Genomic DNA, 23,391 nt, shown 5'->3' with positions numbered 1-23,391 from the left:
TGACGTCCGATGACGGGGCGGCTCGGAATCGATGACGTGACTCCGTTCGTGGAGACCGGCGACCCGTCCAAGGCCGTCGTCGGCGAGGTCGTGCCGATCCGCGCGAACGTCTGGCGCGAGGGTCACGACGCGGTCGCCGCCAACGTCGTCTTCACCCCGCTCGGGGCGGACGGGACCCCCGGCGAGTCCCGCTACGTGCGGATGCGCCCCGAGGGTGTCGGCACCGACCGATTCGTCGCGTGGGTCTCCCCCGACGCGGAGGGCCGCTGGACGTTCCGGGTCGACGCGTGGAGCGACCCGTGGTCGACGTGGCGCTCGGGCGTCGAGAAGAAGATCGAGGCCGGGCAGTCCGCCGACGAGCTCGCCAACGACCTCGAGATCGGCGCCCGGCTGCTGTCCCGGGTGGGCCGCCGTCCGTCCGAGAAGGACAGCCGCGACCTGCTCCTCGGTGCGGCGAACACGCTCCGGGACACCGCGCTGCCGCTGCGGACCCGGGTCGCGCCCGCGCTGTTCGACGCCGTCGCGAAGATCATGGCCGAGCGCCCGGTGCGGGAACTGATCACCCGCGGACCGGAGCGTGAGATCCACGTCGACCGGCGTCGTGCGCTCTACGGCTCCTGGTACGAGTTCTTCCCCCGCTCCACCGGGGGCCGCGACGAGACCGGGCGGCCGGTGCACGGCACGTTCGCGACGTCGTCCAAGGAGCTGGACCGGGTCGCGCGGATGGGCTTCGACGTCGCCTACCTGCCGCCGATCCACCCGGTCGGCACGGTGCACCGCAAGGGGCGCAACAACTCCGTGCACGCCGAGCCGGGTGACGTCGGCTCGCCGTGGGCGATCGGCTCCGCCGCGGGCGGGCACGACGCCATCGATCCCGAGCTCGGCGACTTCGACGACTTCGACGCGTTCGTCGACCGTGCCGGGGAGCTCGGGCTGGAGGTCGCACTGGACCTGGCGTTGCAGTGCGCGCCGGACCACCCGTGGGTCACCGAGCACCCGGAGTGGTTCACCGTGCGTCCCGACGGGACGATCGCCTACGCGGAGAACCCGCCGAAGCGCTACCAGGACATCTACCCGCTGAACTTCGACCGCGACCCGGACGGCATCTACGCCGAGTGCCTGCGCGTGGTGCTGACGTGGGTCGAGCACGGGGTGACGATCTTCCGGGTCGACAACCCGCACACCAAGCCGCCGAACTTCTGGCACTGGCTGATCTGGGAGGTCAAGCGGCAGCACCCGGACGTGCTGTTCCTGGCCGAGGCCTTCACCCGCCCGGCCCGGCTGTTCGGCCTCGCCCGGCTGGGCTTCACCCAGTCCTACTCCTACTTCACCTGGCGCACGGAGAAGGAGGAGCTGGCCGACTTCGCGACGATGCACGCCGAGCACGCCGACGAGTGCCGTCCCAACGTCTTCACCAACACCCCGGACATCCTGCACGAGTCGCTCCAGACCGGCGGGCCCGCGATGTTCGCCATCCGGGCGACGCTCGCCGCGACGATGTCGCCGACCTGGGGTGTCTACTCCGGATTCGAGCTGTACGAGGGCACCCCGGTGAAGCCGGGCAGCGAGGAGTACCTCGACTCGGAGAAGTACGAGCTGCGCCCGCGCGACTTCGAGTCCGCGCTCAACCAGGGCCGTTCGCTGGAGCCCTACCTGACCCGGCTCAACGAGATCCGGCGCGCGCACCCGTCGTTGCAGCAGCTGCGCGAGGTGCACTTCCACGAGATCGACAACGAGCAGCTCATCGCCTACTCGCGGCTCGACCCGGCCACCGGCGACCAGGTCCTGGTCGTCTGCACGCTCGACTCGTTCTCCCCGCAGCAGGGCACGATCAAGCTGGACATGCCGGCGCTGGGCCTGGACTACGCCGACGTGGTCGACGTGCACGACGAGATCTCCGGCGAGACCTACCGCTGGGGCGAGTACAACTTCGTCCGGCTGGTCCCGGGTGAGCACGTCGCGCACGTGCTGCGGCTGCCGTCGCAGGTGCCGCTGGTCTGAGCCCCGGGCTCAGGCCAGGAAGTCCAGCAACGCCCGGTTCGTCGCCGCCGGCTGCTCGAGGTAGCCGTAGTGGCCGGCGTCGGGGATCTCGGCGTAGCGGGCCCCGGGGACGGCGGCGGCGACCTCCCGGCTCAGCCGCGGCGGGATCGCCCGGTCGTCCGCGAACGCGAGCACCAGCGCCGGGACCGCGACCCCGCGGTAGGCGGCGGTGCGGTCGCCGAGGTCGAGCGAGACCTGCAGCTGGGCGCGGTGGCCCGGTGACACGGTGGACCCGCCGAAACCGATGATGTCCAGCCAGTCCCGGGCGGCGCGCTCGTCGTCGAGGGTCGCCGGGGACAGGTTGTGCGTCGCCTGCACCGCCGCCCACAGCTCGGCGGGCAGCGTGACACCGGCGTCGGCGGCCGCGACCGTCCCGGCGGTCCATGCCTGCTGCACCGGCGTCAGGCGGGCGTGCGCGGCGAGGGCCGCGACCCGGCTCACCAGGTCCGGGCGCGCCAGCGCCAGCTCCAGGACGACGCGGGACCCCAGCGAGGTCCCGACGACCGCGGCCGGTCCCGCCCCGAGGTGCTCGACCAGTGCGGCCACGTCGGCGGCCATGTCGTCGACGGTGAACCCGGCCGCGCACTCGTCGGTGGGCGGGATCCCCCGGTTGTCCAGGGTCACCGGCCGCAGGCCCGCGTTCCGGAGTGCGGGCACCTGGTGCACGTCCCAGACCCGGCCCGGGCTGCCGGTGCCCATCACGAGCACGACGGGCGGGCCGTCACCGCCGTGGTCGGTGTAGGACAGCCGGATGCCGTTGAGCGTCGCGATCGTCACCGGTCCATCGTGGCCGACCGCCCCGGCGGGCCGGTCACGCGGTCGCGGCGTCGTCCTCGCCGGCCGGTGGCTCCAGCACGACCGCCGTCGCCCGGTACGGCGTGAGGTCGATCCGGAAGACCTGCAGGTCGTCGACCGTGCCGACGGTCTCCCCGGAGAACAGGTCCACCACCGTCGAACCCGGTGCGAGGTGCTCGGACCGCACGGCCGCGTCGACGTGCTCGTCGGCGAAGTTCAGCACCGTCACCTGGGTCCGGCCGTCGTCGAGCTCGTGCACCATCACGAGCAGCCCGCGGTGCGAGACGTCGGGGACGTCGACCTGCCGCGCCGTCGCGACCCCGCTGTGCTTGCGGACCGCCAGGATCGCCTGCATCTGCCGGGCGAAGCTGGTCTCGTCGGCGAGCTGCTCGGGCAGGCTGCCGTAGAGGCTGCGGCCCCGCGGCATCCCCGACGACGACCGGTCGGCGTCCGGCCGGTCCCCCATCAGGTCGTGCGCCGGCCGCGAGATCCACCGGGTGTCACCGGACGCCAGCAGGTCGGCCACCTGCTCGGGCGGCAGTGTCAGCATGCCGAGCAGGTCCCAGCCCGACAGCGCGAACACCCCGGGCTGGAACGCGTTGAACATGACCAGCAGCAGGTGCACGCGGCGGATGCGCTCGACGTCGTCCGGGCCGATGTCGTCGAGCGCCGAGATGCCGAGCGCGGCGGCGATGACGGTCGCGCTGGTGCAGGCGATGCCGTTCGTCGTGAAGATCAGGTTGTAGGGCGCGCCGGCGCCGGTGAGGTGCTCGCACAGGTCCCGGCGGATCGTGTCCGCCAGCTCGCCCCCGGTGATCTCCTCGCCGCGGAACGGGAACAGGTCGTCGGTGTGCCCGGCGGTCCAGTGCACGAGCTCGTAGGTCAGCTCGTCGTGGTTCTGCAGCGCGTGCACCAGCGACGCCGGGTCCACGCCCAGGTCCAGCGCGGTGCGCAGGGTGAGCCGGAGGAACTCGGTGTCCGACGTGGCCAGTGCGTGGTGGTAGGCGGGCCGGTTGATGAAGTCGTAGGACAGGTCCGCTCCGGCCTCGGAGGTGACCTTGATGTCGTCGACGGTGAGGTTCAGCTCCTGGAAGGTGAACCCGCCGACCTTGCGGACCATCGACGCGATGAGGTGGTTCGCCGCCTCCGACAGCGGGTGCCCCTCGGACCAGCCCGGCATCCCGCCGCCCGCCTTCTCGACGCCGAGGAACCCGTTGGCGTCGAGCCGCAACGCGCCGGAGCCGAGGTCGGCCAGCGAGTGCAGGGCGTCGCCGATGACCATCCGCATCCCGGCGAAGGTCGGGTCCAGCCAGTTCACCGACGGCTGGCCGTCCTTGAAGTAGTGCAGGTAGACCCACCGCCGGACGACGCCGTCGACCCCGGTGACCTCGGCCGTCGCCGACCAGTTGGTCTCCTTCACACCCTCCCGGTAGAAGATCACCCGCTGCAGCCGGCCGACGATGTAGCCGGCCTTCTCCAGCGCCTCCTCGGTGGCGGCGTCGAGGTTCACCGAGTCGCGGCCGGGCGGGACCTCGGGCAGCATCCCCCAGTCACCCGGCTCGATCTCGACCATGTGGTAGACGCCGGGGTAGTCGCCGTAGGCGATCTCGGCGAGCCGGAAGTCCGGGCCCTTGCCGGTGTGTCCGGGCACGACGTCGTCGATGATCGTGCCGCCGTGCCAGGTCGCGGTGGCGCACATGGCCCGGAACTCGTCCTCGGTGCCGAAGACCGGGTCGATCTCGTTGGAGATCCGGTCGAAGTGCCCGTCGACGCTCGGGGTCGGCTGCCAGCCGGACAGCCCGCCGGCGCGCTTCACCGGTCCGGTGTGGACGCCCTCGATGCCGATCGTCTCGAACGCCTGCCACAGCTCGGTGTCACCGAGCGCGCCGAGGAACGACACGCCCTCCGGCGTGATCAGCGAGATCGGGTAGGCGGTGAACCACACCGACGCCGTCTCCACCGCACCACGCGGGCCGGGGCTGGCGAACGGGTTCTGCCACATCGAGCCCTGCCCGGAGAACTGGCGGGCGAGCTCGTCGGCGTGGCCGAGCATCGACTGGGCGAGCAGCCAGGAGACGTAGACCGGGTTCTCGCCGGAGGCCGGGCCGTCCTGGGAGACCGACCGGCGGCGCACGGTCGAGCGGACCCGGGCGCGGTGACGCAGGGTCCGTGGCCGCGCCTCGTGGTAGTACTCGGCGAAGTTGACCTCCGGCGGCGTGTGCTCGCCGTCGTGGGTGTCCGCTCCGGACGGCGCGGGGCCGCCGGGCTCCGTCGTGGACGCGTCGGCCTGGGTCTCGGCCATCGGCTCTCGCTCGGTCACGCCGCCGGTCCTCCGGGTCGGTTCGTGGTCGGTTGGATCGGGCCGGGCCGGGTCCGCCCGGGGGCCCGGGTACCCGCGACCGGACGGCGCTCGCGGGCGTGCGGCACCGTCGCGGAGGCACCGGGCACCGCGTTCAGTATGGGTTTCCGGGCACGGGTGTGCCGGGCGGAAGGAAGCGTCGCGAATCGGTGACCACCCGTGACCAACGGGTGGTCGTTCCGACACGGACCGTACCAGCGGGCCGGGTCCGCACCCGGCCCGGACCGCCCGGCCCGGATAGGGTCCCCGGGGCCGGCCGGTGCAGGTGTGCACCGCCGGTGCAGCGGGAAGACGGCCGGGCGAGCGACACCGGCGTGGAGGGGGACGAACGTGGGTCCGACCGGAGCATCCGAGCACGTCGAGGCGCTTCCCCGGCTGCTGCGGGACTGGCTGCCCGGGCGCCGGTGGTTCGCCGAGAAGGGCCGTCCGCTGGAGGGGGTGCGGGTCGCCTCCCGGACCGCGCTGCCCGCACCGGAGGGCCTGCACGGCCTGGAGGTCGTCGTCCTCGCGGTGTCCTTCGCCGACGGCCCGGACCGGCACTACCAGCTGCACCTGGCACGCGCCGGGGCGGCGCCGGTCGGCGCCGACGAGATCGGCACCGTCGGCGGCGAGGTCCTCTACGACGGCCTGTACGACCCGGCCGTGACCGGCTGGATCCTGCGCGCGATCGCCGGGGGCACCTCGACCGGCGGGCTGGCCTTCGTCCCCGAGCCCGACGCGGTGCTGCCGCTGACCGAGACCGGCCGGGTCGTCGACGCGGAGCAGTCCAACACGTCCGTCCGCTGGGGCGACCGCTCCATCCTCAAGGTCTACCGGCGGCTGTCCCCCGGGCTCAATCCGGACCTGGAGCTGCACCGCGCGCTGCGGGCCGCCGGATCGGGGTCCGTCGCGGCGCTGCAGGGCGGGATCGAGGGCGCGCTCGACGGCGAGCCCGCCACCTACGGCCTGCTGCAGGAGTTCGCGGCCGGCTCCGAGGACGGCTGGGAGCGGGCCACCGACGCCGTCCGCGACGGGACCGACTTCACCGGCGAGGCCCGCGCGCTCGGCGAGGCGCTCGCCGACATCCATCTCGCACTGCGCGCCGAGCTGGGGACCTCGGAGGCCGATCCGGCCGCGATGGCCGCACACTGGACGTCCCGTCTGGACGCCGTGGCCGGCCAGGTCCCCGTCCTCGCCCCGTACGTGCCCGCGATCCGCGCCGTCTACGACGAGGTCGCGGCGCTCGGCTCGCCGGTCGTCGTGCAGCGGGTGCACGGCGACCTCCACCTCGGTCAGACCCTCCGCCGCCCCGGCGGCAGCTGGCTCGTCATCGACTTCGAGGGCGAGCCCTCGGCCACCGCGCAGGAGCGGCGCGCTCCGGACGCGGCCGTCCGGGACGTCGTCGGGATGCTGTTCTCCTTCGAGTACGCGGCCTTCCACCACCTCCTGACCCGCTCCGACACGCCCGGCGGAGGTCTCGGTTCGGACACTCCCGAGGCACGAGCGGCACACGGCTGGTCGGCCCGGAACCGGGACGCGTTCTGCGCCGGGTACGCCGCGCGGACCGGCACCGATCCGCGCGAGCAGGACGCGCTGCTGCGCGCCTACGAGCTGGACAAGGCCGTCTACCAGGTGCTCTACGAGACCCGCAGCCGTCCGACCTGGCTGCCGATCCCGCTGACCGCTGTCGCCCGGAGCACGTCGCTGTAGCATGCGACCCGGCATCGCGTAACCCGGTAGCCACCGGACCTTCCCGATCCCGTCGCCCGGGCAACGCCCGACCCACCGGGCGCCGCACCGCGGGATCGTGGAATCCTCCCGAGCAGGAGGATCGACCATGACACGACGACTTCGGACGCTGTGATGGCGTCGGCTGTCGACGTCACGTCCCCGGTACTGGACGACGTGCTCGGGCTGGTGCTGCAGCCGGGTCCCGGCACCATCGGGATCGTCCTGGCCGCGCTCGCGGTCGGGGTCGTCCTCGAGGGACCGGTCGTCACGGTGGTCGCCGGTTCGCTGGCCGGGGCGGGGCTGCTCGACTGGTGGGCGGTCTGGCTGGTCGCGGTCCTCGCCGACGTCGTGTCGGACACCGTCTTCTACCTGCTCGGACGTGGTGGTGCACGGCCCCGGCTGGCGCCGCTGCTGGTGCGCCTCGGCCTCACCACCCGGCGCCGGGAGGCACTGCGCGACAGGGTGGATGAGAACCTGGGCCAGGTGGTGATCGGGGCGAAGGTCGTCGACGTGGGGGCCATCCCCGCGTTCCTGGCCATCGGTCTGGCCGGGGTCTCGTACCACCGGTTCCTGGCCTGGGCCGTCCCGGCCGCCGCCGTCCGGACGGCGGTCCTGGTCGGAATCGGCGGGTGGGTGGGGGGCCGGTTCGCGTCCGAGCTCGCCGACCGGCCGTGGATCATCGTGGCGGTCGGGGCCGGAACAGGCCTCGTCCTCATGGCCGGGCGTGCGCTGTGGATGCGCGTCGCGGCCTCGCGGAAGGAGAACGTGTGCGCGTCCTGATAGGCGCCGACACCTGGACACCGAACGTCAACGGTGCCTGCTACGCAGCCCGTCGGCTGGCGGCCGGGCTGGCCGAGCGCGGGCACGAGGTCCACGTCGCGGCACCGGCACGGGGGTTCCGCAGCCGTCCGGCCGAACAGGTCGGTCCGATCACCGAGCACCGGGTCCGCTCGATGCCGGTGCCGCGGCCGTCCGGGTTCCGCATCTGCCCGCCGCCGGGACTGCGCCGGTCGGCGCGCGCCCTGCTGCGCCGGGTCCGGCCCGACGTCGTCCACGTGCAGAGCCACATGATCCTCGGCCGGATGCTGCTCGGCGCCGCACAGGACCTCGGCATCCCCGCGGTCGCGACGACCCACATGATCCCGGACAACATCCTGCCTGCGATCAGCTTCCTGCACCTGCCCCCGGCGCGGCTGCGCCGGCTGTTCTGGTGGGACGCGGCGCGGGTGCTGGGCCGCGCGGGCGTCGTCACGGCCCCCACACCGCACGCCGCGATGCTCGCCGAGACCCACGGCGTCGCCGGGCCGGTGCTGCCGGTCTCCAACGGGCTCGACACCTCGCGGTTCCAGCCCGACACCTCCGGGCGCGGTACGGCGTTCCGGGAGCGGCACGGCATCCCCGCCGGGCCGCTGCTCGGCGTCGTCGGGCGGCTCGACCACGAGAAGCACGTCGACGAGATCATCCGCTCGCTGACGATCGTGCGACGCAGCGTCCCCGATGCCCGGCTGCTGATCGTCGGCGAGGGCGACGAGCAGGCCAGGCTCCGGGCCACGGTCCGCGCGGAGGGCCTCGAGCAGGCCGTGACCTTCACCGGACGGCTCTCCGACGAGGAGCTCTCCGACGTCTACGCGGCGATCGACGTCTTCGTCAACGCCGGCACCGCGGAGCTGCAGAGCCTCGTCACCCTGGAGGCGATGGCCACGGCGCGGCCGGTCGTCGCGGTCGACGCCGGGGCCCTGCCGCACCTCGTCCGGCACGGCGAGAACGGCTTCCGCTACCCGCACGGCGACGCCGGTGCGCTGGCCGACCGCGTGGTCCGGGTGCTGTCCGACCCCGGCGCCGCGGCCGCGATGGGCGAGGCGGGTCTGCGGATCGTCGCCGAGCACACCCTGCCCGCCACCCTGGACGCGTTCGAGGCGATCTACCGCGCCCAGCGGGCCACCCGGCTGCCCGACACCCGTCGCACCGCCGACCGCCGCGGGCTGACGCGGTCCGGGCGGGACGGCTGACGCGTGCACATCGCCTTCTTCTCCGACCAGCACCCGGCGACCCTCGGCGGCCTCCAGGTCTCCCTGGGGCTGCAGCGGGAGTACCTCGAGCGGGCCGGGCACACCGTGACGGTGTGCGCGCCCGTCGCGCGGCGGGTGCCGTCGGCGCGCTACGGCCGCGACGACGACGTCCTGCTCCCGGCCGCACCGGCCGGCGAGTACTCGTTCGCGGTCGCCGGTGCGGCCGCCGACCGGGCGGCCGACCGCGGGTTCGGCGCGCGGCCGCCGGTCGACGTCGTGCACGTCCAGGCCGACTTCTGGGGCGCATGGACGGGCTACCGGTTCGCGCGGCGGCACCGGCTGCCCGTCGTGCACACCATGCACACCAACGTCGAGGTCGGGCTGCCGGCGGTGATGCCGTTCCCGCGCGCCGTACTGCGTATCATGTACGCCGCGCACCGGCACCACCTGCGGTGCGGGCCCGTCCGCGACGTCGCCGGCTACGTCCGCACGTTCGCCGAGGCCGCCGACGCAGTCGTCGTCCCGAGCAGCCACTTCGCCGACCGGCTCGCCGGCTACGGCGTCACCCGGCGCCCGCACGTCGTCCCCACCGGCGTCGACGACGACCGGGTGAGCGCCCTGCTCGCCGAGCCGCTGGCGGCGCGCGGGCGGCCCCTCGTGGTGTGGCCGGGCCGGGTCAGCCGGGAGAAGCGGCTCGGCGAGTTCCTCGAGGCGTTCGCCCGCAGCGGCACCGACGCCGACCTGGCCGTCTACGGCGGCGGCAGCGACCTCGGGCACTGCCGCGCGCTCGCCCACCGGCTCGGGATCGGCGGCCGGGTCCGGTTCGCCGGCTCCGTCTCGCACGACGCCGTGCTGGCCGCGATGCGGCAGGCCGATCTCGTCGCGCAGAGCTCGCTCGGCTACGAGACCCAGGGCCTCACCGTCTACGAGGCCGTCGCGCTCGGCACGCCCGTGCTGCTGCGCGACCCCGCGATCGCCCGGGACGTCCCCGACGCGTGGTGCCGGGTGGTCGCCGACGAGAGCGTCGGCGCCCTGGCGACCGCGATCGGCACCGCCGTCGCCGCACCCCGCCCCGTGGGGGACCCGCCCGGGGAGTTCGTGCAGAGCCGGCTCACCGAGCGGCTCGTCGCCGTCTACCGGGAGGTGGCGGCCGGACACGGCGGACCGCGCAGCGACGACGGCAGCGGGGTGCACCGTGCGGCCTGACCAGCGGGCACCGGCCACCCCGGACACGACCGTCGTCGACGTCGCGGGCAGCAGCACCACGGTGTACGGCTACGGCGACCCGGCCGCATCGGTCGTCCTCGCCGTCCACGGGTTCCGCGGGACCCACATCGGCCTGGAGCCCGTCGCCCGCGAGCTCGCCGACCGCGGCTACCGGGTCCTCGTCCCCGACCTGCCCGCGACCGGGGCCTCCACCCCGCTCACCGCGCGCCACGACATCGACGGGTACGCCGGGTGGCTGGTGGAGCTGTCCGCCCTGCTGGGTGCGCCGCCGGTGCTGCTGGGCCACTCGTTCGGCTCGGTCGTCGTGAGCGCCGCCGTCGCCCGCGGCGTCCCGCACCGGGCCGTCGTGCTGGTCAACCCGATCGCCACCGACCCGCTGGAGGCGTCCCGGCGGGGCGCCGTCGCCGTCACCCGGGCCTACTACGGGCTCGTCCGGCGGCTGCCGGCCCGGCCCGCCCGCGCGCTGCTCGCCCATCGCCTGGTCGCTGTGCTCACGAGCGAGCTGATGGCGACCAGCACCGACCGGGACCTCCGGCGGTGGATGCGGGCCGAGCACGTCCGCCAGGCCGACCTGTTCGCCGGCCGCGACCCGGTGCTGGAGGCGTTCGCGGCCTCCACCGGCGCGACCGTGCGTGACTTCACGGACGGCTACCACGCGCCGACGCTGCTCGTCGCCGGCGAGCGCGACGACATGGGCCCGGTGGCGAGCCAGGAGGCACTGGCCGCGCGGATCCCGGACAGCACGCTGCACGTGCTCCCCGGGGTCGGGCACCTCGTCCACTTCGAGGCGACCGAGGCGGCCGCCGATGCCGTCGCCGGGTGGCTCCCCGGGGTGCTCGGGACGCTCGCGTAGCCCGTCACGGCGGCGCCGCACTGCGATCCGGCAACGGTCCCCGCCCGCGGTCGGCGGGCGGCACGCACCACCAGTACGGTTCCGCACGTGACCTCCGACGAGCTGCGAGCGACCCGCGACGCCGAGACCGCTGCTCACGCGCCGGACCGGGCGACGACGGACCGGCTCCTGGGCGGAGCGCACCACGACCCCCACTCGGTGCTCGGCGCGCACCCGCACGCCGACGGCACCGTCGTCCGCGTCCTGCAGCCGCACGCCACGGCGGTGGCGGTGCTGCCCAACGGCGAGCGCGAGCTCGCCCACGAGCTGACGAAGGTGCACGACGCCGGACTGTTCTCCGGCATCGTCCCGGGCTCGGGCGGCGACTACCGGCTGCTGGTGACCCAGGGTAGCGGCGACGCCGCCGAGGAGCGGGTCGTCGACGACCCGTACCGCTGGCTGCCGACGCTGGGCGAGATGGACCTGCACCTCATCGGCGAGGGACGGCACGAGCGCCTGTGGGACGTCCTCGGTGCCCACGTCCGGGACTACGACACGGCCTCCGGGGCCGTCTCCGGCACCAGCTTCGCCGTCTGGGCGCCCAACGCCCGCGGCGTCCGTGTGACCGGCGACTTCGACGGCTGGGCCGGCTGGTCGCTGCCGATGCGCTCGCTGGGCACCTCCGGCGTCTGGGAGGTGTTCCTTCCCGGGGTCGGCGTCGGCAGCCGGTACAAGTTCCGCATCCTCGGCCCGGACGGCCGCTGGCGCGACAAGGCCGACCCGATGGCGTTCGCGACCGAGATCCCGCCGCAGACGGCATCGGTCGTCACCCGCGACGTCCACGAGTGGGGCGACGGCGAGTGGATGGCGGCCCGTGCGCAGCGCAGGCCGCACGAGGAACCGATGAGCGTCTACGAGATGCACCTCGGCTCCTGGGTGCCCGGCCTGGACTACCGGGAGATCGCCGAGCGCCTCGTCGCCTACCTGGACGGCACCGGGTTCACCCACGTCGAGCTGCTGCCGGTGGCCGAGCACCCGTTCGGCGGATCCTGGGGCTACCAGGTCACCTCGTACTACGCGCCGACCTCGCGGTTCGGCACCCCGGACGACTTCCGCTGGTTCGTCGACCGGCTGCACCGCGCGGGCTACGGCGTGCTCGTCGACTGGGTGCCCGCGCACTTCCCGCGCGACGAGTGGGCGCTGGCCCGGTTCGACGGCACCGCCTGCTACGAGCACGCCGACCCGCGCCGCGGCGAGCAGCCCGACTGGGGCACCCTCGTGTTCGACTTCGGCCGCAACGAGGTCCGCAACTTCCTCGTCGCGAACGCGCTGTACTGGCTGGAGTCCTTCCACATCGACGGGCTGCGGGTCGACGCGGTCGCCTCGATGCTCTACCTCGACTACTCCCGCGCCGACGGACAGTGGCTGCCGAACATCCACGGCGGCCGCGAGAACCTCGACGCGGTGGCGTTCCTGCAGGAGATGAACGCGACCGTCTACCGGGAGCACCCGGGCGTCATCACCATCGCGGAGGAGTCGACCGCCTGGCCGGGCGTCACCCGGGCCACCTACATGGGCGGGCTCGGCTTCGGCTTCAAGTGGAACATGGGCTGGATGCACGACACGCTCGACTACACCGGGCGCGACCCCGTGCACCGCAGCTACCACCACAACCAGATGACGTTCTCGCTGATGTACGCGTTCAGCGAGAACTACATGCTCCCGATCAGCCACGACGAGGTCGTGCACGGCAAGGGTTCGCTGTGGACCCGGATGCCCGGCGACGACTGGAACAAGGCGGCCGGTGTCCGCGCGCTGCTCGCCTACATGTGGGCGCACCCGGGCAAGCAGCTGCTGTTCATGGGCGGCGAGTTCGGCCAGCCCCGTGAGTGGTCCGAGCAGCGGTCGCTGGACTGGCACCTGCAGGAGGGCGACCTGCTGCACGGCGGCATCACCACCCTGGTCGGGGACCTCAACCGGACCTACCGCGACCGGTCGGCGCTGTGGTCGCGCGACACCACACCGGACGGGTTCGCCTGGATCGACGCCAACGACGCCCAGGGCAACGTGTTCTCGTTCCTGCGCCACGGCGTCGACACCGACGGGCGCGCGACCGTGCTGGCCTGCGTCGCGAACTTCGCGGGTGCCCCGCGGGACGACTACCGCGTCGGCCTGCCGTTCGCAGGAAACTGGACGGAGGTGGTCAACACCGACGCCGCCGGCTACGGCGGCTCGGGTGTGGGGAACCTCGGGCGGGTGCGGGCCGAGCAGGTCATGTGGCACGGCCAGCCGGCGTCGGCGGTCCTGCGGCTGCCCCCGTCGGGTGTGCTGTGGCTGGTGCCGGAGGAGATCGGCGGCCCGGTGACCTCCACCGCGACGGCGACGACGGCGTCCGTACCGCCGGCGCTGCCGTCCACGAAGCTCCCCGAGGAGCCGGAGGAGACCGACCTCGAGGCGCCCGCGACGCCGGACGACGGCTACCGCGCGTCGACCGGCCCGGTGGTGTCGGAGCAGTCCCCGGAGCCGGCGGTGCCGGAGTCCCCGGACGTGCCGGAGGACCAGGTCTCGTCGAGCGTCTCGCCCGCGCCGGGCACCGTCGGCCGGCGTGCGGTGCGCAACGGCTCGTTCGTCACCGGCACGTCCGGTGCCGGGACCTCGGAGACCGGCCGCACCTCCACGGACTGAGCCGCGGGATCGGACTGAGCCGCGGGATCGCCGCCGGACCCCCGGCCGGACACCGGTTCGCCCGTCCAGATGCGGGCCATGCCTCCCCTTCCGGTCGCGGCGCCGCCCGCGGTGGGCGGGCGGGTTCGGGTTCGCGGGGTCAGTGCGCGTCCGCCGGGCGGGACCGGCCCACGGCCAGCACGGCGACACCGCCCAGCGCCGCGACGGCGGCGAAGGCGAAGAAGCCCCACGGGTAGGCGATCCCCGCGGTGAGCAGCGCCCCGCCGAGCAGCGGGCCGCTGATCGCGCCGAGGCGGCCGATCCCGCTGGCCGCACCGAGTGCGGAGGCGCGGGCGTGGTCCGGGTAGTGCTGGCTGACGTAGGCGTAGACGAGGACCTGCGCGCTGAACACGAACACCCCGGCGAGCAGCACGCTGACGTAGATCCCGATCCCCGGCAGCGGGATCGCCAGCAGGGCGAGGAACAGCGCGGCCGCGGCGAACCAGGCCGGAGTGGCCGGACGGACGCCGATCCGGTCGGCCACCCGCCCGGCGACCAGGAGCCCGGCGATCGCGCCGACGTTGAGCACGAGCAGCTGGGCGAGCGCGGCGTCGAGGCCGTAGCCGGCGACGCGCATGATCTGCGGCAGCCAGGTGTTGAGGCCGTAGACCAGCAGCAGCCCCATGAAGGACGCCACCCAGAACGCGACCGACGAGCGCAGGTAGCCGTCGCGGACGAGCTGGGCGATCGGGTTGCGGGCCCGGGGCGCCGCGGCCGGCGTCGCCGCCTGCGGGACGGGTCGGGAGTCGGGCAGGAAGCGGGCCAGCAGCGGGACCAGCACGAGTGCCGGCAGTGCACCGAGCACGAACATCGGCCGCCAGCCCCAGAACGGGATGACGAGGATGCCGAGCAACGACGTCGCGACGGCGCCGACGTGGTAGCCGGTCATCAGGACCGTGGTGGCGCTGCCGCCGCGGCCCGAGCGGCTGTGCTCGTTGACCATCGCCAGCGCGACGGGGAGGACACCGCCGAGCCCGAGCCCGGCGAGGAACCGCAGCGCACCGAAGGTCCACGGCCCGGTCGCCACCGCACAGAGCAGGGTGAGCACCGAGAACGAGACGACGGTCGCGAGCATCGCCCGCCGCCGCCCGAGCAGGTCGGCCAGCGGGCCCGCGGAGAGCGCGCCCACCATGACGCCGAGCAGGCCGGCCGTCGACACCAGGGACGCGGTCGCCGGGGTCAGCCCCCAGCTCGGTTCGTCGAGCAGGGAGGGAAGCACCACGCCGAGCACGACGAGGTCGAAACCCTCCAGGGCCACCGCGGACCAGCACAGTGGCGCGACCCAACCGCCACGGCCGGCCCGGCCGGTCGTTCCGGTCGCGTCCCCGCTCCGGGATGCGTTCGTCATCCGCGTGCCTCCTCGCCCGACGGTGGCGGGGAGTGTGCCGGGCTAGGCCGGAGCGCGGGTGCCGGCTTCCGCAGGGCGGAAACTCGCTGGTGGAGTCGGGAGCTCTCCGCGGGCCGGCCGGAGCAGCGCCCACCAGGTCACGAGCAGGACGACGGTGTACAGCGCCCGCCCCAGCGGCGTCGCCCAGGAGCCGTCGCTCCACAGGTCGGCCCAGCTCACCGGGACGACCGCGACCGCGAGGACGGCCGCGACGACCCGGCGACGGGTGTCCCCCGGCCGCCCGCTCGCGACCAGGACGAGCAGGCCGGGGACGAGCAGCAGCAGGTAGTTGTGCCACGAGATCGGCGCCATGAGCAGGCCGGTGGCGAGGACGGCGAACGGTGCGGTCCCGGCCGGGTCCGTGCCGGCGGGGCCGGGGCCGCCCGCCAGGCGGGTGCGACGCGCGAGGTGGACGAGCGTGCCGGCGAGCAGGAGCGCGCCGGCGACCGTCCCGATCACCGGGGGCAGTCCCCAGCGCAGCGCCTGGCCGGGCAGCGACGCGTTGTCCGGCGTCGGGCCGACCGGTTCGGTGATCGCGGTGGCGAGCCACTGGAACGCCGTCGGCCACCCCGCGACGGCCACCCCGGTCAGTGACGCGAGCGCGGCGGCCCCGATCCCCGCGGCGAACGGCGCCCACCGGCGTTGCACCCCGGCGAGCAGCAGCACCGGGGCGAGCGACGGCTTCACCGCGACCGTCACGCCGAAGCAGACGGCGGCCAGCAGCGGGTGCCCGCGCCGCTCGGCGAGCCAGCCCGCGACCAGCCCGGCCAGCAGCAACGGGTAGATCTGCCCGAGCAGCAGGCTCCCGTGCAGCGGGGACGACGCGAGCACCGCGGCGGTGGCGGCGAGCGTCCAGGTGCGGCCGAGCCGCAGCTCCCGGCACACCAGCAGCACGGAGCCGGCGACGAGGAGCACCGACAGCGCGGTCAGGATCCGGTACCCGGTGACGGGGTCGAGCAGCCCGAGCGGAGCCAGCAGCACCGACAGCAGCGGCGGGTTCAGATTGTGCAGCCGCGCATCGGTCCGGTAGATCGCGGCGCTGCCCGGGCCCTGCTCCACCAGTGCGTGCGCCGAACGCCAGAAGGTGTCGAAGTCGACGTGCATCCCGGGCACGTCGGGCGACGCGATCCAGCGGAGCAGCGGCGGCTGCCCGAACGCGAACAGCAGGACCGCCGTCACCAGCGCCGCCACGACGACGACGGGTGCGCCCGCCCGGACGGCCCGGTTCAGCCGGGCCACCCGGCCCTACCGGTTCAGAAGAGCGCGCGGGCGAGTGCCCGGCGCGCCGTGGCGACCCGCTGGTCGTCGGACGGGAACAGCTCGAACAGCCCGACGAGGTGGCCGCGGGCCCGGTCCCGGTCGTCGCCCGCGGTGCGGGACACGACACCCACCAGCCGGGTGAAGGCGCTCTCGACGCTGTCGGCGGCCATCTCGGCGTCCGCCGCCGCGATCTGGGCGTCGACGTCGTCGGGGTTCGCGTCGGCGCGCTCGATCGCGGACGGGTCGGCCTGCTCCGCCCGGGCCAGGAACTTCACCTGCGCGAGCGCGGCCTTCGCCTGCTCGTTCGCCGGCTCGGCGTCCAGGATCGACTGGTAGGCGGCCTCCGCGGCCGCGTAGTCGCCCTGCTCGACGGCGTCCTCGGCGGCGGTGAAGCGCGGGTCCTCCGGCTCCTCCGCGGGCTCCTCGGCACCCTCGGCGGACGCGGCGCGGGCCTCGCCCTCGGCGATCGCCGGCATCCGGTCGCGCAGCGCGTCGAGCAGCGAGCTGACCCACTCGGCGGCGCGGTCGTCGGGCACGGCACCGTTGACGGCGTCCACCGGCTGCCCGCCGACGAGCACCACCAGCATCGGGACCTGCTGCACGCGGAAGGCCTGGGCGATCCGCGGCTGGGTGTCGATGTCGACCCGGGCGAGCATCCAGGCGCCGCCACCGGTCGACGCGAGCCGCTCGAGCTCGGAGGAGAGCTGCTCCTCGCGCGGGTAACGGCTCGCCCACAGCTCGACGACGACCGGGATCTGCAGCGACGGCTCGAGGATCTCGTCCTGGAAACCCTGCTCGGTCGCCTCGACGACGTAGGGACCGCCGGCACCGCCGCCCGCGGGCGCGGCGCCCGGGGCACCGTCGGGTCCGGGCTGCCGGCCGGCCGCATCGGCCCGCGCCTTCAGACCGGAGAGGTCGACCGCTCCGGCCATGGCCGAGGACATCGCCGCCTGCTGGGCCGCCTGACGAGGATCTGGGCGTGACACGCCGTCCATCCTGGCACGCGCACGGTCCGGACGTGACGCGCCCCGCCCGCGGGAGGCGGTGCGGCACCGGTGGGCCGGGGCCCGCGCGAGTCGACGATCACCGGACCGGCGGAGCATCACCGGCCCCGGCCACTCGTTGAACACGGTGCAGGGCACCAACGGTTACCCTGCGTGACCGTTGGGGTGCGGCGCGGCCGCGTCGCCGCCCGCGGTGCGACACCCCGAGACGACGAGTGAGACGCCGGCCCGCACGGCCGGTGAGCGACGGAGGAATCCGAAGATGAGCAACGTCCAGACCACTGCCAAGCCGGCCCTCGCCTACGTGTCGCTGGCGCTGGGCGCCCTCGGCGTGATCGCCGGGCTGCTGCCGGTGCCGATCGCCGCGTGGATCCTGGGAGCCGCGGGCCTGATCCTCGGCTTCCTGGCCTTCCGCCAGCCGGCCACCGCGAAGCTCGGCCAGTTCGGCATGGCCCTCGGCTTCGTGTCCATCCTGGTGGGCATCTACACCTTCACGAGCTACATCGCGGGCTGACCAGGGTCCGGATCCGACGACGGCCGGTGGCGGGGACTCCCGCCACCGGCCGTCGTCGTTCCGGGCACCGGTGCCGGCCGAGCTCCGGTTCCGGCCGGGCTCAGGTCCGGCCGGGCTCAGGTGCCGGCTGCGGCCGCCGTGGCGCCCGTCGCCAGACCGGCGAGCAGCGCCGTCAGCTCGCCCGTGCGGGTGAGCATCGGGAAGTGCCCACCGGGCAGCTCGACGACCTCCGCACCGATCCGGGCCGCCTCCCGCCGGCCCGCCACCGGATCGACGACGCGGTCCCCGGTGCAGACCACCGACAGGGTCCGCACCCGCGGCCAGGCGGTGAGGGGACACGGCTCGGCGAGCAGCGTCCAGTCCTGCGGACGCATCTCCGCGGCCGCCGCCGCGACGACGGCGTCCGGACCCGGCACGGTCTCCACCGAGCCCGCCCCGCCCGGCGACGCCCCACCTCCCGGCGACACCGAACCTCCCGGCGACACCGAACCTCCCGGCGACACCGAACCTCCCGGCGACACCGAACCTCCCGGCGACACCGAACCTCCCGGTGGCACCGCACCTGCCGGTGGCACCGACGGCTCCGTCGTACCGGCGAGCTCGTGCAGCTCGTCGGCGACACCGCGGTAGAGCCCGGCCGCGACCGTCTCCGCGTCCGGCCAGTACGTCACCGGCCCCTCCCCGCGGCACACCCCCGCGTCGTAGCCGGCGACCATCAGGTCCCGCTCCGCACGCAGCCGGTCCCGGTACGCCCGCCCCGGCTCCGGGACGAGCGCACCGACCAGAACGAGCGCCCGGACCCGCGCGAGCCCGAGCCGGTCCGCGACGACCGGCGCGACCAGGCCACCCAGCGAGTGCCCCACGAGCACGACCGGCTCCACGGCGTCCCCGGAGCCGGAACCCGCCTCCGCCGCCTCCGCGGAGTCCGCCCCGTCCGGCCCGGCGGCCGCGAGCACCGCGGCGACCTGCTCGGCGTGCCCCGCGCCCCGGGTGTCCGGCAGGTCCGGTGCGGACACCGGGATCCCCGCGCGCTCCAGGTCCCCGGCGACCGGTTCCCACGACGAACCCCGGTGCCAGGCGCCGTGCACCAGCACCACCCGGGCCGGACCTCCCGCGGTCACGCCCCGCCCTTCCGCAGGTGTTCCTCGACCCGCTCCACCTTGGCCTGCAGCTGCCCCTCGTGACCGGGCCGGATGTCGGCCTTGAGGACCAGGCTGACCCGCGGGGACACGGCGGCGACCGCCTCGACGGCGCGCTTGACCACCGCCATCCCCTCGTCCCAGGTCTCGGACTCGATCGTGGTGAACATCGAGGTCGTCTCGTTGGGCAGACCCGAGTCACGGACCACCCGGACCGCCTCGGCGACGGCGGCGCCGACGCTGCCGTCGCCCGAGTCGGATCCGGAGGGCGCGATGCTGAACGCGAAGAGCATGGAGCCACACTGCCACGCCGATCGGGTGCCGCCAGGGCGCGCGGGACCGCGCGGGCCGCGTACCGGCCGGTACGACTTGCTAGCGTCGGGACATGGCAGCACACGGGTCGCTCCCCTTCGACCCGATCCAGCGCGCCGCCGACCTGTGGGAGGACCGGGTCGGCCCGTCGCGCACGATGGCCACGGTCACGAGCGTGATGCGGGTGCAGCAGATCCTCCTGTCCCAGGTGGACGGTGCCCTGAAACCGCTCGGTCTCACCTTCGCCCGCTACGAGGCGCTCGTGCTCCTCGACTTCGCCCGGCGCGGCAGCCTGCCGATGCGGGTGATGGGTGAGCGGCTGCAGCTGCACCCGACCAGCGTCACCAACATCGTCGACCGGTTGCAGGGCGACGGGCTCGTCCGGCGGCTGCCGCACCCGACCGACCGGCGGGCCACGCTCGTCGAACTCACCCCGGACGGCCGCGACCGGCTCGCGAAGGCAACCGGGGCGGTCACCTCGATCGACTTCGGACTCACCGGCCTGGACGACGCCGAGAAGGAGCAGCTGACCGCACTGCTGCGCACCGTGCGCCGCTCGGCCGGCGACTTCGACTAGGACCCGCGACCGGCCGCTCACCGGTCCCGCCTGCGCCGGCGCCGCCGCGGCCGCCCGACCGGCGGCACGAAGTGGCCGCGCCCCGGCCAGTCCCGCATCACCGTGCCACGTGGCGGGGTCCGTGGGCGCAGCATCCGCCGCACCGTCGTCCAGCCGGCCACGGCACCGCAGGCCCCGGACAGGGCGACGCAGCCGAGGTAGTCGATCAGATCCATCGAGCACGCTCCGAACACTGGTGACGAGGTGTTGACGAGGTGTTGCGGCAACGGCGTTGACACTACGACGGACCACCGACAGGATCGGCTCCGTGGACACCGACGACGCCGCAGCGGCGGCCGCCGCGCCCCGCTCCCTGCTGCGCGCGGCCCGGCAGGGCCGCGGGTGGTCCCAGTCCGAGGCGGCGGGCCGGCTGGCTGCGCTGGCGTCCCGTCGCGGCGCCGGCGCCGCGCGGCCCGGCAGCCTCAAGACCCAGCTGTCCCGCTGGGAGAACGGGCACGCGACGCCCGCCCCCGAGCACCGCGCACTGCTCGCCGAGCTCTACGCGAGCACCGCCACGGACCTGGGGCTCGAGCCCGCGACGCCGGCGGGCGACGCGGGCGGTGCCGACCGGCTCCGGGCCGCGCTCGCGCGGGCGGAGGCGGTCGACGAGCACGGCCTCGACCTGCTGCACGACCAGTTCCGCGCGACGGCGGCACTCGACCACCGACTCGGCACCGCGGCCGCCCACGCCGCGACGTCGGCCCAGGTCGAGCAGCTCGGCGACCTGCTGGCGCACTGCACCGATCCTGCGACGGCCGTCCGGCTCGCCGCCCTGCTCGCCGGTGCCGCGCTGCTCGCCGCGGACCAGGAACGCGACCGGGACGCGCCGGACCTCGCGTGGCGGGCCTACGCCGTGGCCGCCGACGCGGCCCGGCGGGCCGGGCGCGACGACCTCGTCGGGCTCGCCGACCGCGGCCGGGACGTCCTCCGGCAGGAGCTGTCCACGACGACCGGCCACCGGGTCCGGACCGCCGGGATCGACGTGCACGCGCCGCCGGTACCGATCGCGATCGAGCCCGCGCACGACGGGGACGGACCGTCGGTACGGGCCCGGACGGAGGAGGCTCTGCGCGAGGCGCTCGACGCCGAACGGGCCGGGAACGGCGGCGACGCCGCGGCGGCCGCGTCCCGCGCCCGCCTGCTCGCCCTGCGTGCCGGGTCCGCCCGCACCCTCGCCCGGCTCGCGGCACTCGGCCGATGACCGTCGGCGAGGGCCGGAGCGCGGGTCAGTCCGACCGGTCCAGCAGCTCGTCGGCGGCGGCCCACGGGTCGAGCTCACCGGCCAGGACCCGGTCGGTCAGGGCGTCGAGGGCGGCGCCGCCGCGCACCCGCTCCATGCGGGCCCGCACCTGCTCCATCCCGATCGCCTCGATCTCGCGGCGGGCCCGGTACCTGCGGCGCCGCTCCCGCTCGCCCGACTTCTCGGACCAGGTGAGGTGTTCGTCGAGGGCGTCGGCGAGGGCGTCGATCCCCTCGGCGCGCGAGGCGACGGTGGACAGCACCGGGGGCGCCCAGGCGTCGGCGCCTCCATCCTCCCGCAGGTGGAGCATGTTCCGCAGCTCGCGCACGGTCCGCCGGGCACCGTCCCGGTCGGCCTTGTTCACGACGAAGACGTCGCCGATCTCGAGGATCCCCGCCTTCGCTGCCTGGATCCCGTCCCCCATGCCCGGTGCGAGCAGCACAACGGTGCTGTCCGCCGCCCCGACGATCTCCACCTCGGACTGCCCGACGCCGACCGTCTCCACGAGGACCACGTCGCACCCGGCGGCGTCGAGCACGCGCAGCGCCTGCGGCGTCGCCCACGACAGGCCGCCGAGGTGCCCGCGGGTGGCCATGGACCGGATGAACACGCCGTCGTCGCCGGCGTGCTCGCCCATCCGGACCCGGTCCCCCAGCAGCGCACCGCCGCTGAACGGCGACGACGGGTCCACCGCCAGCACCCCGACCTTCCGGTCACGCGCCCGCAGCTCGGTGACCAGGGCCGACGTCGAGGTCGACTTGCCGACGCCCGGCGACCCGGTCAGACCGACGACGTGCGCCCGTCCGGTGTAGGGGGTGAGCGCCGCCGACACCTCACGGAGCTGCCGGCCGGCGTTCTCGACCATCGAGATCAACCGGGCGACGGCGAGCTGCTCGCCGCGTCGCGCGCGCTCCACCAGCTCGTGGGGGTCCGGGGGTCCGGCCACGGTCGTCGTCCTCCTCGTCGGTGCGGCCCCGGATGCGCGTCGGCCCCCGCCGCGGCGGGGGCCGACGACTCACACCGGGATCAGGACTTCGGCACGCGGACGATCAGCGCGTCGCCCTGGCCGCCACCGCCGCAGAGGGCGGCCGCACCGACACCGCCGCCACGCGCCTTGAGCGCGAGGGCGAGGTGCAGCGCGATCCGGGCGCCGGACATGCCGATCGGGTGGCCGAGTGCGATGGCGCCGCCGTCGACGTTGACCTTGCTCTCGTCGATGCCGAGCTTGCGGGCGGAGACGATCCCGACCGCGGCGAAGGCCTCGTTGATCTCGACGAGGTCGAGGTCGGCGGGCTGGATGCCCTCCTTCTCGCAGGCCTTGGCGATCGCGTTCGCGGGCTGCTCGTGCAGCGAGGCGTCCGGGCCGGCGACGACGCCGTGCGCCCCGATCTCGGCGATCCACTCCAGACCGAGCTCCTCAGCCTTGGCCTTGCTCATGACGACCACCGCGGCGGCGCCGTCGGAGATCTGCGAGGCCGACCCGGCCGTGATGGTGCCGTCGGCGGCGAAGGCCGGACGCAGCTTGCCCAGGCTCTCGGCGGTCGTGTCGCCGCGCACGCCCTCGTCGGTGGCGAAGACGACCGGGTCGCCCTTGCGCTGCGGGATCTCGACCGGCGTGATCTCCTGCTCGAACGTGCCGTCGGTGGCGGCACGGGCCGCGTTCTGGTGGGAGCGGGCGGAGAAGGCGTCCTGCTCCTCGCGGGTGAGGCCGTAGCGCTCGTTGTACTTCTCGGTCGAGGCGCCCATCGCGACCTGGTCGAAGGCGCAGAACAGGCCGTCGTACGACATGTGGTCGGTGAGCGTCGCGTCACCGAACTTGGTGCCCTCGCGGGACTTGGTGAGCAGGTGCGGCGCCTGGGTCATCGACTCCTGGCCACCGGCGACGACGACGTCGAACTCGCCGGCGCGGATGAGCTGGTCGGCGAGCGCGATCGCGTCGGCACCGGAGAGGCAGACCTTGTTGATGGTCAGCGCGGGCACGTCCATCGGGATGCCGGCCGCGACGGCGGCCTGGCGGGCGGGGATCTGGCCGGCACCGGCCGTCAGCACCTGTCCCATGATCGTGTAGTCGACCTGCTCCGGCGCGACTCCCGCGCGCTCGAGCGCGGCCTTGATGGCGATACCGCCGAGCTGGGCCCCGGAGAACCCCTTCAGCGAGCCGAGCAGACGGCCCATCGGCGTACGCGCGCCGCTGACGATCACGGTTCCGGACACGGGTCCTCC

General features: G+C 74.6%; 20 protein-coding genes. 10 read left to right on the top strand and 10 right to left on the bottom strand.

Features of this window, described 5'->3' with window-relative positions:
- Positions 1-9 precede the first annotated feature (9 nt).
- Positions 10-2,001, top strand: coding sequence for a maltotransferase domain-containing protein (locus AD017_RS19030; RefSeq protein ID WP_060574992.1), 1,992 nt, complete (start codon positions 10-12; stop codon positions 1,999-2,001).
- 9 nt (positions 2,002-2,010) lie between these two features.
- Here the strand turns inward: AD017_RS19030 and AD017_RS19025 are convergent, their stop codons facing one another.
- Positions 2,011-2,817 carry an alpha/beta fold hydrolase gene (locus tag AD017_RS19025; RefSeq protein WP_060574991.1) on the bottom strand — a complete coding sequence of 269 codons (807 nt, stop codon included), beginning with the start codon at positions 2,815-2,817 and terminating at the stop codon, positions 2,011-2,013.
- Between the two features lie 34 nt (positions 2,818-2,851).
- Positions 2,852-5,155 carry a maltose alpha-D-glucosyltransferase gene (treS, locus tag AD017_RS19020; RefSeq protein WP_145982536.1) on the bottom strand — a complete coding sequence of 768 codons (2,304 nt, stop codon included), beginning with the start codon at positions 5,153-5,155 and terminating at the stop codon, positions 2,852-2,854.
- Between the two features lie 369 nt (positions 5,156-5,524).
- On the opposite strand from treS, the gene AD017_RS19015 reads away from it, so the two are divergent.
- The 6 genes from AD017_RS19015 (at position 5,525) to glgB (ending at position 13,657) form a co-directional block, all read left to right on the top strand.
- Entirely contained in the window at positions 5,525-6,883 is a 1,359-nt protein-coding gene (locus tag AD017_RS19015; protein WP_202968870.1) for an aminoglycoside phosphotransferase, read from the top strand.
- A gap of 153 nt (positions 6,884-7,036) precedes the next feature.
- Entirely contained in the window at positions 7,037-7,684 is a 648-nt protein-coding gene (locus AD017_RS19010) for a VTT domain-containing protein (protein WP_010232007.1), read from the top strand.
- Positions 7,672-8,913, top strand: coding sequence for a glycosyltransferase (locus tag AD017_RS19005; RefSeq protein WP_010232008.1), 1,242 nt, complete (start codon positions 7,672-7,674; stop codon positions 8,911-8,913). Before AD017_RS19010 ends, AD017_RS19005 begins: the two co-directional genes overlap by 13 nt.
- 3 nt (positions 8,914-8,916) lie before the next feature.
- The gene (locus tag AD017_RS19000; protein ID WP_060574990.1) at positions 8,917-10,119 is read left to right on the top strand and encodes a glycosyltransferase; all 1,203 of its coding nucleotides are present in this window, start codon (positions 8,917-8,919) and stop codon (positions 10,117-10,119) included.
- Positions 10,109-10,993 carry an alpha/beta fold hydrolase gene (locus AD017_RS18995; RefSeq protein WP_060574989.1) on the top strand — a complete coding sequence of 295 codons (885 nt, stop codon included), beginning with the start codon at positions 10,109-10,111 and terminating at the stop codon, positions 10,991-10,993. Before AD017_RS19000 ends, AD017_RS18995 begins: the two co-directional genes overlap by 11 nt.
- A gap of 87 nt (positions 10,994-11,080) precedes the next feature.
- Positions 11,081-13,657 carry a 1,4-alpha-glucan branching protein GlgB gene (gene glgB, locus AD017_RS18990; protein ID WP_060574988.1) on the top strand — a complete coding sequence of 859 codons (2,577 nt, stop codon included), beginning with the start codon at positions 11,081-11,083 and terminating at the stop codon, positions 13,655-13,657.
- 139 nt (positions 13,658-13,796) lie between these two features.
- On the opposite strand, the gene AD017_RS18985 is transcribed toward glgB, so the two are convergent.
- Genes AD017_RS18985 through AD017_RS18975 form a run of 3 tightly spaced genes read right to left on the bottom strand, consistent with a single transcriptional unit; the run spans position 13,797 to position 17,287 of the window.
- Positions 13,797-15,044 carry an aromatic acid/H+ symport family MFS transporter gene (locus AD017_RS18985; RefSeq protein WP_060574987.1) on the bottom strand — a complete coding sequence of 416 codons (1,248 nt, stop codon included), beginning with the start codon at positions 15,042-15,044 and terminating at the stop codon, positions 13,797-13,799.
- 42 nt (positions 15,045-15,086) lie between these two features.
- Complete coding sequence (locus tag AD017_RS18980) at positions 15,087-16,322, bottom strand: glycosyltransferase family 87 protein (RefSeq protein ID WP_060574986.1); 1,236 nt, start codon at positions 16,320-16,322, stop codon at positions 15,087-15,089.
- A 14-nt stretch (positions 16,323-16,336) separates the two neighbouring features.
- Positions 16,337-17,287 (bottom strand): tetratricopeptide repeat protein, encoded by a 951-nt coding sequence (locus AD017_RS18975; protein ID WP_227012779.1) that lies wholly within the window; start codon positions 17,285-17,287, stop codon positions 16,337-16,339.
- A gap of 322 nt (positions 17,288-17,609) precedes the next feature.
- Here AD017_RS18975 and AD017_RS18970 point away from each other — a divergent pair, with 322 nt between their 5' ends.
- The gene (locus AD017_RS18970; protein ID WP_060574984.1) at positions 17,610-17,861 is read left to right on the top strand and encodes a hypothetical protein; all 252 of its coding nucleotides are present in this window, start codon (positions 17,610-17,612) and stop codon (positions 17,859-17,861) included.
- Positions 17,862-17,977: 116 nt separating this feature from the next.
- On the opposite strand, the gene AD017_RS18965 is transcribed toward AD017_RS18970, so the two are convergent.
- On the bottom strand, positions 17,978-18,982 hold the full coding sequence (locus AD017_RS18965; protein WP_060574983.1) for a triacylglycerol lipase: 1,005 nt from the start codon (positions 18,980-18,982) through the stop codon (positions 17,978-17,980).
- Complete coding sequence (locus AD017_RS18960) at positions 18,979-19,293, bottom strand: thiamine-binding protein (RefSeq protein ID WP_060574982.1); 315 nt, start codon at positions 19,291-19,293, stop codon at positions 18,979-18,981. Before AD017_RS18960 ends, AD017_RS18965 begins: the two co-directional genes overlap by 4 nt.
- A 92-nt stretch (positions 19,294-19,385) precedes the next feature.
- Between AD017_RS18960 and AD017_RS18955 the strand changes: the two genes are divergently transcribed.
- Positions 19,386-19,889: a MarR family winged helix-turn-helix transcriptional regulator gene (locus tag AD017_RS18955; RefSeq protein WP_010238550.1), complete on the top strand. Its 504-nt coding sequence runs from the start codon at positions 19,386-19,388 to the stop codon at positions 19,887-19,889.
- A 17-nt stretch (positions 19,890-19,906) separates the two neighbouring features.
- Here AD017_RS18955 and AD017_RS18950 read toward each other — a convergent pair whose 3' ends face one another.
- A complete protein-coding gene (locus AD017_RS18950; protein ID WP_010238547.1) occupies positions 19,907-20,104 on the bottom strand; it encodes a hypothetical protein in 198 nt (65 codons plus the stop codon).
- 92 nt (positions 20,105-20,196) lie between these two features.
- Here AD017_RS18950 and AD017_RS18945 point away from each other — a divergent pair, with 92 nt between their 5' ends.
- Positions 20,197-21,129: a helix-turn-helix transcriptional regulator gene (locus AD017_RS18945; RefSeq protein ID WP_060574981.1), complete on the top strand. Its 933-nt coding sequence runs from the start codon at positions 20,197-20,199 to the stop codon at positions 21,127-21,129.
- A gap of 25 nt (positions 21,130-21,154) precedes the next feature.
- Here the strand turns inward: AD017_RS18945 and meaB are convergent, their stop codons facing one another.
- Together meaB and AD017_RS18935 are read right to left on the bottom strand one after the other, a co-directional pair.
- A complete protein-coding gene (meaB, locus tag AD017_RS18940; RefSeq protein ID WP_010230000.1) occupies positions 21,155-22,114 on the bottom strand; it encodes a methylmalonyl Co-A mutase-associated GTPase MeaB in 960 nt (319 codons plus the stop codon).
- Positions 22,115-22,194: 80 nt separating this feature from the next.
- Entirely contained in the window at positions 22,195-23,382 is a 1,188-nt protein-coding gene (locus tag AD017_RS18935) for an acetyl-CoA C-acetyltransferase (RefSeq protein WP_010230004.1), read from the bottom strand.
- Between the last annotated feature and the right edge of the window lie 9 nt (positions 23,383-23,391).

Source organism: Pseudonocardia sp. EC080619-01, from assembly GCF_001420995.1.
Lineage (GTDB): Bacteria > Actinomycetota > Actinomycetes > Mycobacteriales > Pseudonocardiaceae > Pseudonocardia.
Note: the sequence above shows the minus strand (reverse complement) of the source record. Positions and strands in the feature narration are given on the sequence as shown.